Raw genomic sequence first — 14,866 nt, 5'->3', positions numbered from 1 at the left:
CATATTAGCAGTTATTTGAGGGTGTAAAAGTAAGGTAGAGAAATGTAAAACGACCTAAAAAAAGACCACTGTATTCAGTAGTTTCAGTAAGTTCTATTTCTGCTGAAACTACTGAATACAAGTGGATTGAAATTTTAAAATCACGAACTCTGATACTACTTTTACACTCAGAAAAATATTCTAGCCATGCGTAAAAATGCCATTCATAATTTCAATATTTCAATAGAAGACAGTACTGCTATAGGTAGCTCCGAACAACTAACTAAAGACATTCTAAAAGAGTTGGCCAAAGTTTCAAAAGAGATGAGTCAACAAAAAGATATCGTTCAAGAATGGGAGGAGCAAAAATCCCGTGAGGCAGCTGCTATTTTTAACAATTCCAATGCCTCAACCGAAGGAGGCGCTACCGATACGACTGTCGGAACGAACCAAAATTCGTTTACATCGATTAGCACTACTCCTTTGGTTTCTGAGGAGGCAAAGTCAGATTTTACTGCATCAACTATTGGAGGTACTACCAATAATAGTATTTCTTCAACTTCTTCGGAAACAATATCAAATGATACTGTGTCAACTGTAGGAAGGGGTACTGCTAATAGTATTTCTTCAGGAACTTCATCAAATGCCACTATAACAACTTTGGGAAGTGATAATAAGCAAACTATTTCTTCAGAAACCAGCGTACATCCAACTGTAACGGCAGAAAGAGCTACCATTTCACCAAATTTATTGAGCACTACTTCTTCGACTACGAAGACAGCACAACAAACTTTAACCACTCCAACCGGAGGAGGCGCTGTTGATACTACAGGCGGAACGAATAAGAGTTCTTCCACATCAACAGGCAATACTTCTCCGGGATCAGGAGCTGCAAGTAGCATTCCAAATTTAAGTGGTGGTCTGGCGACTCAAACTTATGCTAGTGTGGCAGCACAACAAATCGTGGCGGTACCGCAAAAAATGCAAATAAACACGGGCGAACCAACATTAGAAGTTATAAAAGCAGCAATTAAAAAGAAATTAGCGATCGCGACTGTAACAGAGGATACCGTTGCGATAACGTACTGGACGGGTATTGCTAAAGCTTTTGAGGAAAGAGACGTTGCAGCAGATTTTGATGGTAAACCGGAGCATACATTATTTACAGAAATGTATGCCTTATTGAAACAATCCAATCAAAAGGTTATAGAAACTCAAAACTTTAATTGGGACATTGTCCGCAAAAAAATGATTAAAGCAATTGACTCTAATATATTGCATGGGAGAATTTCTAAAGGAAGTAAAGAGCGTTGGACGACGATTAAAAAACAATTAGGCGATGATAGTATTAACGTTGCTAACCTTTTTGAGCAATATGATGAACTTTTCTTATTGCTAAAAGAAGTCGAAGGGCTCGATGCCTTACCGAATACCATCACAATAACTTCCAAAACCAAAATATACCCGAATTTAAGTGCCGACAAACTATATGCATCAATTGGAAGAGAAGAGGTCTACGTATTCCTGAGAAAAATAGAAGACATTCAAGGAAGTGGCGTAAACAAAGGAGGTGTGAAAATTAAAAATGTAGAAGCAATTTCTTTTATTACAGGAGAAAGTCTCGAATTTTTCGTTGATGAAACCTTTATATATGAAAGTCTGCATGAGAAAGAAAACATAAACTGGATTGTTTTTAACAGTAAAAACAAAAAGGACAAAGGAATTGTTTTTGCAGACAAAGGAACTTCGTTTCACTATAATTTTGACAAAGCAGGAACTTATAAAATAGAAGCATACGGATTTAGACCCGGAGCAAACAATACTAAAACGATAAAAGGATCTGCTTTTGTAGAAGTAGAAATAATTGCTCAGGAAATTGTAATTACCCCTCCTGCTGTTATTAAAAACAAACTTACAAGACCTTCTGCAGAAGCACAGTTATTTAAAGTCGCTTTAAAAGACACGAAAGTAAAAACATTAAATCCGTTAAAACTTTATTATCAGGTCGTGTATACAAATGTCAATAAAGTAAGTACAATTTCAGAAGAACAAGAATTGGATTCAACAGGTACTATTAAACTTGTTATGGCTGATTTGGGTGAATTTACTATTAAAGTATGGAGTAAAGACCAGTATGCCTTGAGCAAAAATTATAATATTAAAACGATTAAGAATTTTGTTGATACTATAACAAAAGAAGGGGGCGAGAATACTATTTATTTATTAAAACCAGTGAGTCAGGAAGCCAAATTTAAAGTTAAAACATTTAAAATTCCGGCTACTCTCGAGGAAAAACAAAATGTAAAATGGCTGGTTTATGATAAAAATAACAAAGTATACATTCCGAATGGCATGACATTGCAAGTAGAAAATAATCAAGCCAAAAAGCAATATTTAACTAAAGGAGAATCTTTTGCTTTTACTATTCCAAAAGTAGAAGGAGAGTTTACTATTGAAGCTTACAGTAACAGTAGTACAAAAGAGGGAGGTAAATCGAATTCAACTTGTAAAATAGAGGTGAAATATCCGCAAGCAACAGAGGCAAGTTGGGCGTACAGTAATGGTAGTAAAAAGGGAACATCTGGTTTTGCGGGAGAAAGCAATTGGATAAAGGCAACTATTCCTAATTACAATAATCAGATTGTTAGGATCTATTTCTATTTGAATACGATTAAAACGAATCATTATTGTGATGTAAAAACAAACGAAAATGGCGAGATTTTTAAAGAAATAAAATTTGATTCTAATTTTAAGAGACAAATCGGATTCCAAAACAGAAAAACGGCCAATATCGGGTTTAAACTGGAAGGAATGCAACAAGGAAAATTATATCCATTTAAAAAACCTGCTTATAAAGAAACAGATGTAGCATTGCGTGTTAGCGTTGAGAAAAAAATCATTGACGCTTATTTCAGATACGATGGCAATAGGGTAACAGCAGAAGATGAGATTTCTTTTAATGCGAAAGGCACCATTTTGACTATAGTCGCTAAAACCCAAAATATGATTGGTGATGAGGTTGTGCTAACCGCTCATAAAGTGGGAGAAAAAGCAGTTTTTTCGAATAAAGCAAAAGTAAATGCAGCAGGTGTGGCGGCTACAAGTTTTTCTATAAAACGTCCTGAAGGATCGAAAAATGGAGAAAAAATGAGTTATTATGTGGGAGTTGAAGGTTATTCTACGAAACATTTAACTTATAAAGGAGTGAATATGGTTGTGGGGACTACAAGTTCTATGAAGAATGACTCGAAAGGAGGTAGCAAAAATGCTATTGATATCGCCTATTTTCTGGAAAAATACAAAGGAGAAAATGAAGCGAATCTTAAAGTGTTGTTGACTGACATGAATGAATATTTTATGTTAGAAAAAATAGTGCCACTAAAAGAACAGGTAGCTTATATGCTTGCTACGGTTTACACGGAAACATTTAAAACATTTAAACCCGTAAGAGAAAGTTTTTGGATAAAGGATAAAACTTCAAGAGAAAGAACCTATCACAGGTACGATCCGATTTTGGCAAATACTGAAAAAAGAAGAAAAACGGCAATTGAAAGAGGGAATACAAAAGAAGGAGATGGAGTAAAATATTCCGGTAGAGGTTATGTGCAATTAACATGGAAAAATAACTATGTAAAGATGAAAGACCAGTTTGGTGTAGATTTAGTCAACTATCCTGATAAGGCAATGGAGCCAAAAATTGCTGCCAAAATTATGATTTGGGGAATGAACAATGGTATTTTCACGGGTGTTAGTATCAGCAAGTATGTAAATGAGTCAAAAACGGATTATGTTAGTGCCAGAAAAGTTATTAATGGAAAGGATCAAGCCAGGTCAATAGCAAATGATGCTGAAGATTTTGAGCAAATGATAAAAATAAACAAGAGTACAAAAGTAGCTGAGGCAAAAAGGAAACATAGTAATATTGTTACGTTTGATCGTGGTTTGTCACAAGAGCGAATTAACCAAATTAGTAATAAGACGATAACAGTTTTAGAAAATGCGGCCAATGATTCCCTAAATAAATCGATAATCATAACCAGTACAATTAGAAATCCTATGCAACAAGCCAAAGCGATGTATGATAATGAGTCATCTGGCAATCATATTAGATATGCAGAACCGGGTAGAAAAGTAGTTAAGCTATATAATGATTGTGTAAAAAAAGGAAAATCTGAAAATGAAACCCTGAAATTGATGGCTGAAAAAATAACAGCACTTTATAAATTGGGTGAATTAGTTTCAAAGCATTGCGTACCAGAAGAGGTTTTTAAAAATAACAATATTGTTGATGTTTCTTTTAGTCGTGGGTTAATTAATAAATTAGATTTTATACAAAGTTTACTTAGGATAGATGCTGTGACTAAAATTATACATCCTTTTCCAGGACTTAAAGCGCATAAAAAGCTGGTACATGATTCGAAAGAAGGTGCAATACATGTTGAGGTAAAACAATAAAAAAAAGGATCATAATGTGGATTAAAATTTTAGATATCAATAAAATTACACTAAAAGATTTTTTTAAAGATTTATAAATAATAAAAACATTTACTAACAAAGGGACTGTGTCGTAGTTTTAACGAGACAGTCCCTTTATTAATTCATGGCTATAAAATAACCGAAAAGCTATAACTAAACCTTCCGCCCCTTGCGTAACCCATTGCGATCCTTGCGGTTAAATCCCCGTAACTAATAAATAACTAACAAATTAGTTTAAATATTAATAAATTAGTTTTGCTACTAACTAATTAGTAGTTATATTTGTGAAAAGATTTAACCATGATAAAATTAGCCAAAAGAGAAGAACAGATCATGCAGGTCTATTGGGATTTGAACAAAGCCTTTATTAGAGACGTAATTCCATTGTTGCCCGATCCCAAACCACATTACAACAGTGTCGCCACAATAGTCAAGATTCTGGAAGAAAAAGGATTCCTGAATCATGAAACTACAGGAAACATGCATTGTTTTTTTCCGGTAGTCAGTAGAGAAGAGTATCAGAAATTTGCCTTAAAAGATATCGTTAGTCAATATTTTGATAATTCGTATCCCCGAATGCTTGCTTTTTTTGCCAAGGAGCAAAAGCTCAGCGAGAATGAATTGGATGAAATAGTTGGCATCATTAAAAAAGGAAAAGTATGATACCTTATATCTTATACACCGCCCTGATTCTCTCTGCCTGTTTTGTATTCTATAAAGTACTGCTGCAGAAAGAAACGTTCTTTGATCTCAATAGATTTGTTTTATTGGGCTGTATGCTTGTGGCTTTTATTTTGCCGTTGCTTCCCGTACCACATCAATTTTCATTTAGAAAAGATACTGTACTGACAACTATTCTGGCGGCTAAGGTTGCTGTTGACAAAACAACAACTGTAGCACAACAAACACCACCCGTTCAGGAAGTTTTGGTTGAAAAAACTCAGCAACACTTTAATGTTGAGGTAATGTTACAATGGCTGGTTTATTTGTATTGGTTTGGCGTACTAATCTTTGGGCTTAATTTTTTGATGCAGGCCGTTGTACTGTTATATCGATCCTATTCCTTATCGGTCATTCAGGATGGCAAATTCAGGATTGTCGAGATAAAAGACGACAAAGCCCCTTGTTCGTTTGCGAATACCATTTTTATCAATCCCGAAAAATACGAGTGGGATACGTACAATCAGATTTTGTTGCATGAGAAAATACATGTGCAGCAAAAACACACTATTGATCTTTTACTGGCTGAGGTAGTTCTTATTTTTCAATGGTTTAATCCATTTGCCTGGCAGTGGCGAAAAGTACTGGAGAGCAATCTCGAATTTTTGACAGACAACAAAATGTTAGAACAGAACACAGTCGAAAAAGAAAGTTATCAGTTTAGCCTGCTCAAAGTAGCAGCGCCACAGTTTCCATTGAGTCTTACAACCAACTATAATCAATCATTACTCAAAAAACGAATCATTATGATGAATTCAAAAAAATCAAACGTACACACCACCTGGAAATATTTTTTCCTGGTGCCTTTATTGGTATTGTTTGCCTGCCTTTTTAATCAACCGGCAGCGCAAAGTCAGACTTTAAATTCCGATCTAAAAGAGAAAGAATCTAAAGCACAGTCAAACATTCAAAACGGAATGGAAACAGAAGGAAACTGGTTTGCCACTATCAAAGGCAATACGGTAAATATCCAATTCAAAAACGACGGCGATAATAGTTCGTCAACGACTTTTCAATTGAGCGAATTGAAAGGATTGGAAATGGATAAAAAAAGCGAGTTCACCATAACACGTGAAGCAGGAACCATGAATTTTATAGGAAAATTTGAAGGACAAACCGGAATGGGAACCTATAAATTTGTTGCCAATAAAAATTTCAGTAAAGAAATGGCTCAAGAAGGAGTTGAAGTTGCAGATGATGAAGATCTGATGGTGTTTTTTATCGTAAATTTAAAAAGTTCTTATGTGAAAATGCTGAAGAAAAACGGTTACAAAAATGTCGATAAAGACCAGTTGATTCCGTTGGCAGCTTTAGATGTAAACGAAGACTATGTTACTTCTATCAAAGAATCGGGGCTTGTAAATTTTGATTTGGAAGATTTAATTCCTTTTAGGTCAATGGGAATTGATAAAGCTTTTATCGACGAAATCCGCAAAGCAGGCTATAAAGATATTAGTGCCGATAAACTCATTGCCTTAAAATCTCAGGGTATTGACGGGAAATATATTGCCGATTTTCAGGATGCCAATAAAGGAAATTCAGGTAAGATAACCGAGGATGATATTATAGGATTTAAATCAATGGATATCGATAAAGAATTTGTTGATTCCTTTAAACAATTAGGATACAATGATCTTTCCAATGATGAACTGATGTCCTTAAAATCCTTAAATATTACTCCGGAATACGTAAAAGAGTTTGAAAAAATGGGGTACAAAAACATCAAAGTCGACGATTTGTTTGCTTTAAAATCCATGAATATTACGGCGAAATATATAAATGATATCGAAAAAACAGGTTATAAAAACATCAAACCGGATGATTTATTTGCTTTGAAGTCACAGAATATCACAGCTGATTTAATCAAACAATACAAAGACTTGGGATTTAGTGATTTAAATTTGGATGATGTTATTGCTGCAAAAGCGATGGGAGCTTCGCCTCAGTTTGTCAAATCGATGAAAGAAAAAGGGCATAATTTTAAAAACCTTGAAAAGTATGTAGAACTGAAAGCTATTGTTGGCAGATAAATCAGACCACAAATTTCGTTACTTACTTTAGGTCTGTAAGTTTAGACCAAATACAAAAAACAGTTGAGGTGTAAGACTACAACTCAAATGCAATAAAGCCCAAACCGAAATAGGATTGGGCTTTTGTTTTGAATCAAAAAATCAGAAGACTTTTAAGAAATCCATGTTATAATAGTACTCCTTGTGGTTAAACCCCAAGCAAAGATTTATTGTTTTTTAATAATTCTACTTTGTGAATTGAAATAAACTTCAATAGAATCCTTGTAATTTTTTTTAACCAATACCCCATTTGAAGGAACATTAAGTCTTAACCGACATAATTTCGAATTAATTTTAAGCAAGACCAAATCTTCATTTCTTTCTTTAGATACAATGTATCCGTGATAAGACAACACGGGCCATTTGAGACTGTTATCTATTTTTGGAAGTACAGCTGCAGTTGTTTTTTTTACAGGAATGTAATTCGAAATTACCTTTCTGGTGACAACAGTTGGAGTAGTTTGAAATTGTTTATTTAAGAACGGATCTCGATTTATTTTTTCTAATTCAAAAGTATCTTTGTTAATTTGATTGAGGGTTATATTCTTGAGTTGATTCTCGTTCTCCAAAGAAACCTCATTACTGGAAAACTGACGATTAATCGTCCTATAACCAACCGTTCCCCAAAGTGCAAGAACGGCTATAATTAGAATTATATTTATTTTCTTTTTTACCATTTTATTTAACAGTAAACTTAAATTTGGTGCTATTTGGACCAACATTTCCGGCGCCATCAATTGCTCTTATTCTCCAATAATAAACCCCTGCAGTAGAGAAGGATTGTTGAAGTGTTGTCGAATCGCTGTTTTGAGTTAGCATAATTATATTAAAATCGACATCATTGGAAAATTCCACTATATATGAAATTGGCGATTTTGCACTTCCCACATCATTTGGAATACTCCAGGTATAGTTCATACTCGAATTGATTGTTTGGGTTGAATTATCAGCAGGCAAAATATTTTTTGGCTGATTTGGATTAGTGGTATCGATATTGAATTTTCGTGCCGCGTATTGTTTTGTTTCCGAATCAATGTTTTTAGCCTTTAATCGCCATTCGTAATTTCCATCTTCCAGTGTTAGTAAATTGAGTGTAATAGAGGTATCCGTTATGTTAGGATTGGAATATACTTCTCGCCCTGTTACTGTATTGACAACTTTTACATTATAACTGCTGGCATAATTAAGAGCATCCCAATGTAAAGTCACATTAATAAAATTAACAAATTTATCATTTTCAGGACTTTTCAAGATCACTTGCTGATTGCTTAAATCTTTAGAAATTGTGGTCGAAAAATTAGAGGGAAAAGAATAAATAGACTCATAGGCATAATTCTCTCCTCTTACCCTCCAGACATAATCTCCAGCTTCTAAAGGTAAAGTTATGGCCGTTTTTGTAGTTAAAGAATCAAGTATCAATATTTGATCTGATCCATATACCTGAATACGATATTTATCGCTACCCTTCAGACTATTCCATTTAAAGCTGACCACGTTACTCTCAATTTCAGAATTATTTGTTGGTGAAAGAATTTGAACCGTATCGTCGCTAATATCTTCTTCAAGAATATCTTCGCAGGAATAGGTTAGGAATGACAAAAGAACTAGTATAATTTTATTTGTTGTTTTCATAGTTTTGAAAAATCATTTTTAAATGTAAAACTTCGGATTTATTATTATTTTTGGTTGTATAGAAACTCGTGCTGACTATTCTGGAAAGATTGAATTTTTTTTCAAAATCATAAGCTAGTTTTAAGAGCTGATTACTGTTGCCGGTTACGTCTAATTGATTGGTAATAATATGATAATCATCTTCAGGAAAATTATGTATGGGTTTCAGATCACTTATAGAGATTCCTGGGGAGTTTTCGGAAGCAAAACTTATAATACCTTGTTGTACCATTTCTTTTGATACGCCTTCTTTTCCAATTATTTTATCTAAATAGGCAAGATCTCTTGTGAGACCATTTGTGTTTTTTGCTTTTTTATTAATGTTGTCTGCTTTTTCTGATAGTATTCGATATTCTGTAATCACATCAAATAAAGTATGAAAAGATCTTTTATATGCGGTAAAAGACAGCATAAAAAAGAGCACTATCAAAGCGTGAAATTTTTGTTTATAGGAATAATTCTCAAACATTTTTCAGTGTTATTTTTATTTCGAATATTGATTTGTTTTTTTTGTCTTTTTTTAGGCTGATGATTTCAAAGCGCTGTAGCCAATCCATTTTTTTTATGTCTTCAAGCCAGTTGTTAAAAGAGGATTCTTGAAAAGTTTCACCTTTAATCAGGATAGTTTTGTTCTCAAAAAAAACTTTTTTATTTTCTTTATATTCTCCGCTTAGCGGTATAATGTTTAGCTCATTTAAAGAAATATCATACGGAACAGATTTTATAAGCTGATAACCGTAATAAGAAAGAAACTTGGAAGATAAAACACCCGATTCTTTTAAGATATTCAGTTTTTTTTCTTTTTGAGCTTCCAGATCCAAGATCAGTTGATACGATTGGTTCGAATATACGGTCTGGAGATTTAATTCTGCATTTTTGGTACCATAATATTGTATTAGAAAGTAGCTTACTAATAATGAAAAAAGGAAACCAACAAGCATAATGACACCTAAGTAATGAAACGCTTTTTTATAAATAAGTTCTTCACTGTTCAATGTTTCATTGGTCGTTTTTGAAACACCGTCAGGCTGAACAAAAAAATGAATTATGGTGCCATAAAGCGGTAAAAAAGTAGAAGAAACACTATCTTCTCCAATTTTGTAGGCTACCGTTTTTACCGTTTCGTTTTGCTTGGTGAAACGCAATAATTTATCGTTCTCAAATTCTAAAGATAAATCAGTTGAAAACAGTATTTCTTTTTTTAAGGTATTGTTTAATAAAGCTGCCAAAAAAGAACCAATATAAACATCTATAACCTGGAACCCTTTTTTCTGAAATTTGGAAAGAGTTTCTTCTACAATGTTTTTTCTGCAAAAACTGATAAAATTAGAATTTGCTCCTTTGATGTCTGTGTAATAAATGGTATTATAATCAATGTTTTTCTGCCAATTTACATCAGCTTCATTTTCAAAATTAATTTCTTTATTTAAAACACCTTTTCCTTCTATTACAATTATAAGAGGTATTTTTTTATCTGTTGTTTTGGCTAATATTTCAAAGTTTTCAAAAGTTTGTTTGGAAACAATAGTAATCTTATTCGCTTTCTTTTTAATAGAAAGCAGATTGTAAACTTCGCAGTCTTCTTTTTTAATTACACCAACGACATTTATGTCATTTAGCTTTATAAATTTAGATAAAGTCGCTAACATTAGTAAATAACTGTTGGTTTAATAAAAATGTGAAGCTTAGAATCATTTTTAGCTTTTTTCCTGCTGCTGAAGAACCATTTTATAACGGGAACCCTTGACAGTAGTGGAGTTCCTGTTCCTGAATTTTCTTTTTTCAATTCATCCAGACCACCGAGTAAAATCATTTCTCCGTTTTTTACGCGTACTAAAGATTCAAATTTTTGTGTAGCCTTTCCTGGAGGAGCATCTTCACCAACTCTGGCCAAAAAAGAACTCTTTTCTACCGCAATGGTCAATGTTACATTTTCGTCTGTAGAGACATGAGGTTTAATAGAAACACTCAAATTAGCATCAGTAGATTTCCATGTTCCCGAGTTTAGGATATCGTTTCCGATATTACTATTTATCAATCGGTTATTTTGCTCAAAATAATAACTGGTCTCACCAATTGATAATTTGGCTTCATGTCCGCTAATTGTAGCAATTTTAGGAGTAGATTCTATTTTTAAAACGGAGTTGTTTTCGAGGAGTTTTAGGTTTAGGTAAAACGATGAGGTTACTTTTCCTAATTTAAAAAGACCAAATCCGTTAAAAGCATCTATTAAACTATTTACCGAAGACCCGTTTAGCGTGACATCGGAGTTTGGAAATAAAACACCGCTCGTTTTAGGCGTATTAATTTTGTCTAAACCTGCTTTTAATCCTGTTTGTATGTCGTATGATTTGTTGTACTGAACAATAATGACTTCTATTTGTACCATTGGTACAACTTTGTCAATTTGTTTCATGTAGATTTTCAGTTCATTAAGGATCGATCTGGATCCTGAGACAATCAGCCCGTTTAGCTCTATAAATTCTTTTATTTCTAATTTTTCAGAAAAGAGTTTAGGTAGGGTATTAATAACAGATTCGATCGATCTGTTTTCTAATTGAATCAGTTCTGTAATTCTCAAACCCTCTGTTGCTTCTTCACCAATGATATAAAAATGATCCTGTTTTTTATAGGTATATTTTTTTCCCTTAAAAATATGTTCCAAGAGTTGATCGAAAGTTATATTATCTGCTGAAAGCGTTGTTTTTTCGTTTTCAGGTTTGTTGTATAAAAAGTAATTAATATGCAGTTTTTCTGCTGCTTCAGTCAACAAATCTGCTGCATCTGCAACAAAGGCATTTACTTGTAGAAATCCGTTTTTGTTGAGGTTTACGTCATAAAAACCAGGAACTCCAAGGTTTGCTTTAGGCTGTTTTGCTTTAGGGCTGTTGCTTTGTAAGCTGGCAGTAGCGGCTGTGTTTTTTTGTATAAAATAAACATCATTATTATCCTTAATCGCAGATAAATCATTTGATTTTGACATCATTTCGATAACCTGATCAAAAGGACGATTTAAAATATAAGAAGAGATTCGGATATTTTTTATATCCTGTGCCAGAATTAGATTTTTCCCCGATTTGTCAGTAATTGCTTTTGCAACCGCAGATAAAGTATCGTTTTCTATTTTTATGGATAAAAAATCATTTTCCGGATTGTAACTTACATCAATAAATTTGGGACGTTTTTTCTCAACGACGGCAATAATTTTCCTTTTTTTGAAAATGATAATGTTATTGGTGAAGCTAACTTCCAAATCATATTTCTGCACAAGATGTATCAACACATCTTTTACTGTTACATCAAAAAAGTTATTGGCTACCGGTTGATTTAGTTCTGTATCGACATCAATATTTAATTGATGTTCTTCGGCAATTGAAGCAATAAAATCATGTAAAGCGAGTCCTGAAACATCAATTTTAATGGTTTCATTCAGTCCTTTTTTTTGTATCGATAATTCGTCAAATTTTTTACTTAGTTCAACAATATCCTGCTGCGCTGAAATAATAGTGGTAAAAAATAACGCAGCTAGTACGTATGCAACCTGTTTAAGCATTTATTTATATGTTTATTAAAATTGAATATATTTCTTCCAGAGAAGTTTCCCCTGTGGCTAAGAGGTCAAAAGCTTTCTCAGGAAGAGATTTGTAATCTTTATTGTTGTGGTATAATTTTGTGATTGTGTTATTTTTAATCGCTTCTGTAATTACCGGATCGATAGTTAGAATTTCATAAATTGCCGTCCTGCCTTTATATCCGGTATGAAAACACGTATTACAACCCACAGGCTTATAATACGTAGTAATGTCATAAGGAAATTTAAAGTTTAAGGGAAAGTCTTTACTATTGCAGTTTGTTTCTTTTTTGCAATGATCGCAAAGTTTTCGAACCAATCTCTGAGCCACTGAAAGGTTTAAAGTTTCGGCAATTAAATAAGACGGAACCCCCATATCTATTAATCTGGAGATTGTTCCTATTGCAGAGTTGGTGTGTATCGTTGATAAAACCAAGTGACCGGTCAATGAAGCCCGAATTGCCATTAGTGCCGTTTCCGAATCTCGAATTTCTCCCAGCATAATAACATCAGGATCCTGACGTAAAAACGATTTTAAAGCGGCAGAAAAGGTCAGGCCAATATCTTCTTTTAATTGTACCTGATTAATTCCTTTCAAAGTATATTCAATCGGATCTTCTACTGTAACAATATTTCTTCGGCTATCGTTTAATAATCTTAAGGTAGCATAAAGGGTCGTGGTTTTTCCCGATCCTGTTGGGCCGCTTATTAAGATGATTCCGTTTGGTTTTTTTACAGCTTCGAGGTAATTTTCTAATTCTTCTTTTTGTAAACCCAAAGTACTCAAATCTATATTTGAGGCATCCTGACCTAAAAGACGCATCACTATTTTTTCTCCAAATAAAGTGGGTAAAATAGAGACCCTGATATCAAAGGATTCATTGGTAATTCTTCCGTCCTGGGGCAGTCTTTTTTCGGTAATATTTAATTTGGCTTTTATTTTAACCTTATTGACTAATTCGAGGTAATTATCACGTTCTATTTTGTAACGTTCAATTAGTTGTCCGTCGATCCTAAAACGAATACGGGAGGAATCTTCATAAACTTCAAAATGAATATCACTGCATTTTAAAGATTTAGCTTCAAGTAATAGATTTTCGAGAAAATCGCCTTTGTCAACATTTAAAGATTTATTAGAGTTTAATGCTCGCTCTTTTCTGTAATAAATTGACAATGCCTTTTCTATTTCTTCTGCTTGTATAGGATGAAAAACGATATTTTTTCCTAAAAAAAGCTCCAGCTCATCTTGTGCCTCTTCATTATTGTTCGAGTTATCAACATACAATTCTAAAGTATTTTCAAAGTAAGACTTTGGCAATATTCGATATTGATTGGCAAGGTCATTAGTGACCATATGTTGCACGTCAGATTGAATTACGATATCTTGTGTCATTATAAAAAAGTGATTTTTTGGAGAAACATAAAGTGGTCTTTCAGCAGTACAATCAGTAAAAACAGGGCTGAAAATCCAGCTAACGGAACCGTTTCTTCTTTCATAAATCTTTTTAATGCAGTTTGCAGGAAAATGGCAAATAAAAGAGACAATATGAAAAACAATATGTAATTTTTAAGTAAGAACAGAGGACTTATGGCCACGTAAAATAATAAATCACCCAATCCAAAATAATGTTGGAAGGGATTTAAAAACTTTTTAGCCTTAAAACTCATATAGGCCGTCAAAATGCTTAACGTAATTAAAAAGAAACTGATATTAGAAATAAGTATCGTACTTAAGATTTTAATTTTAGATAAAATCAGAAAGCAGGATAAAATGAAAATTACGATTGGCAGCGCAATGTGTATTCTTCTGTATTTTAAATCCTGAATAAAAATTACAATCAAACAAAGCAATAAAATGGCATAAGCTATTTTCAATTTATTCTTTTGTTACTTCAGTTAATATTTTTTTACTGTCAATTTCCCAAGTATTAAAACTACCGTCACCATCTAAGTCAGAAGTCGCAGTTGCTCTGGCAGAGAAGGATTCGTTTGTAGCATCCAGTATTTCGATTCGGTAAACCGCCTGTCCGCCTTCTTCTACCGTTTTCTCCTGTTCAAAACCAATTTCTTCTAAACTGCCGGAGTATTTTGAATGCTTATAAAAGTAACTTTTTTCAAGTCCATAAACCTGATTAAGCATCGCTTGTGCCTCAATGGCTTTTGCCTGTCCAATTACTGAGGTTTGATTGGGTAGCACCATCAGTAGTAATATACCAATGATACACAACACAATTAAAATTTCTGTTAGCGAGTAGGCTTTTACGCTAAATTTTTTGTTTAGCGTGTGGTATTTTTTAATCTTATTCAACATATATCTATTTTTTATTTTTATTAAACATTGTTAAGCAATTACAGTAAAACATAAATGAGTTTTACTTAA

11 protein-coding genes are annotated in these 14,866 nt (G+C 33.3%); 3 read left to right on the top strand and 8 right to left on the bottom strand.

Annotated elements, in window-relative coordinates; genetic code table 11:
• Positions 1-186: 186 nt before the first annotated feature.
• The 3 genes from LNP23_RS21540 to LNP23_RS21530 all read left to right on the top strand — a co-directional run bounded on the left by LNP23_RS21540 (position 187) and on the right by LNP23_RS21530 (position 7,205).
• Entirely contained in the window at positions 187-4,434 is a 4,248-nt protein-coding gene (locus LNP23_RS21540; protein WP_230002832.1) for a hypothetical protein, read from the top strand.
• Positions 4,435-4,755: 321 nt separating this feature from the next.
• Positions 4,756-5,118 carry a BlaI/MecI/CopY family transcriptional regulator gene (locus LNP23_RS21535; RefSeq protein WP_047778711.1) on the top strand — a complete coding sequence of 121 codons (363 nt, stop codon included), beginning with the start codon at positions 4,756-4,758 and terminating at the stop codon, positions 5,116-5,118.
• On the top strand, positions 5,115-7,205 hold the full coding sequence (locus tag LNP23_RS21530; RefSeq protein ID WP_230002831.1) for a M56 family metallopeptidase: 2,091 nt from the start codon (positions 5,115-5,117) through the stop codon (positions 7,203-7,205). The genes LNP23_RS21535 and LNP23_RS21530 overlap by 4 nt, the downstream gene beginning before the upstream one ends.
• 206 nt (positions 7,206-7,411) lie before the next feature.
• Here the strand turns inward: LNP23_RS21530 and LNP23_RS21525 are convergent, their stop codons facing one another.
• The 8 genes from LNP23_RS21525 to LNP23_RS21490 are packed head-to-tail and all read right to left on the bottom strand — an operon-like array spanning position 7,412 to position 14,797.
• Positions 7,412-7,921: a hypothetical protein gene (locus LNP23_RS21525; RefSeq protein ID WP_230002830.1), complete on the bottom strand. Its 510-nt coding sequence runs from the start codon at positions 7,919-7,921 to the stop codon at positions 7,412-7,414.
• A 1-nt stretch (position 7,922) separates the two neighbouring features.
• A complete protein-coding gene (locus tag LNP23_RS21520) occupies positions 7,923-8,876 on the bottom strand; it encodes a hypothetical protein (protein ID WP_047778714.1) in 954 nt (317 codons plus the stop codon).
• Positions 8,860-9,384, bottom strand: a complete 525-nt coding sequence (locus tag LNP23_RS21515) for a hypothetical protein (protein WP_230002829.1) — start codon at positions 9,382-9,384, stop codon at positions 8,860-8,862. Before LNP23_RS21515 ends, LNP23_RS21520 begins: the two co-directional genes overlap by 17 nt.
• Positions 9,377-10,564, bottom strand: coding sequence for a hypothetical protein (locus LNP23_RS21510; RefSeq protein ID WP_230002828.1), 1,188 nt, complete (start codon positions 10,562-10,564; stop codon positions 9,377-9,379). The genes LNP23_RS21515 and LNP23_RS21510 overlap by 8 nt, the downstream gene beginning before the upstream one ends.
• Complete coding sequence (locus LNP23_RS21505; RefSeq protein WP_230002827.1) at positions 10,564-12,468, bottom strand: type II secretion system protein GspD; 1,905 nt, start codon at positions 12,466-12,468, stop codon at positions 10,564-10,566. The genes LNP23_RS21510 and LNP23_RS21505 overlap by 1 nt, the downstream gene beginning before the upstream one ends.
• A 4-nt stretch (positions 12,469-12,472) precedes the next feature.
• A complete protein-coding gene (locus tag LNP23_RS21500; protein ID WP_230002826.1) occupies positions 12,473-13,879 on the bottom strand; it encodes a GspE/PulE family protein in 1,407 nt (468 codons plus the stop codon).
• Positions 13,879-14,361 (bottom strand): prepilin peptidase, encoded by a 483-nt coding sequence (locus LNP23_RS21495; protein ID WP_047778719.1) that lies wholly within the window; start codon positions 14,359-14,361, stop codon positions 13,879-13,881. Before LNP23_RS21495 ends, LNP23_RS21500 begins: the two co-directional genes overlap by 1 nt.
• A 1-nt stretch (position 14,362) precedes the next feature.
• Positions 14,363-14,797, bottom strand: coding sequence for a type IV pilin protein (locus LNP23_RS21490; RefSeq protein ID WP_047778720.1), 435 nt, complete (start codon positions 14,795-14,797; stop codon positions 14,363-14,365).
• Positions 14,798-14,866 lie beyond the last annotated feature (69 nt).

Source organism: Flavobacterium cupriresistens (assembly GCF_020911925.1).
In the GTDB taxonomy this organism is placed as follows: Bacteria; Bacteroidota; Bacteroidia; order Flavobacteriales; family Flavobacteriaceae; genus Flavobacterium; species Flavobacterium cupriresistens.
Note: the sequence above shows the minus strand (reverse complement) of the source record. Positions and strands in the feature narration are given on the sequence as shown.

Excerpts from the sequence above, each read along its gene's own strand:
- LNP23_RS21540 (WP_230002832.1), top strand. The coding sequence starts at position 187 with ATGCGTAAAAATGCCATTCATAATTTCAATATTTCAATAGAAGACAGT.
- LNP23_RS21535 (WP_047778711.1), top strand. The coding sequence starts at position 4,756 with ATGATAAAATTAGCCAAAAGAGAAGAACAGATCATGCAGGTCTATTGG.
- LNP23_RS21530 (WP_230002831.1), top strand. The coding sequence starts at position 5,115 with ATGATACCTTATATCTTATACACCGCCCTGATTCTCTCTGCCTGTTTT.
- LNP23_RS21525 (WP_230002830.1), bottom strand. The coding sequence starts at position 7,921 with ATGGTAAAAAAGAAAATAAATATAATTCTAATTATAGCCGTTCTTGCA.
- LNP23_RS21520 (WP_047778714.1), bottom strand. The coding sequence starts at position 8,876 with ATGAAAACAACAAATAAAATTATACTAGTTCTTTTGTCATTCCTAACC.
- LNP23_RS21515 (WP_230002829.1), bottom strand. The coding sequence starts at position 9,384 with ATGTTTGAGAATTATTCCTATAAACAAAAATTTCACGCTTTGATAGTG.
- LNP23_RS21510 (WP_230002828.1), bottom strand. The coding sequence starts at position 10,564 with ATGTTAGCGACTTTATCTAAATTTATAAAGCTAAATGACATAAATGTC.
- LNP23_RS21505 (WP_230002827.1), bottom strand. The coding sequence starts at position 12,468 with ATGCTTAAACAGGTTGCATACGTACTAGCTGCGTTATTTTTTACCACT.
- LNP23_RS21500 (WP_230002826.1), bottom strand. The coding sequence starts at position 13,879 with ATGACACAAGATATCGTAATTCAATCTGACGTGCAACATATGGTCACT.
- LNP23_RS21490 (WP_047778720.1), bottom strand. The coding sequence starts at position 14,797 with ATGTTGAATAAGATTAAAAAATACCACACGCTAAACAAAAAATTTAGC.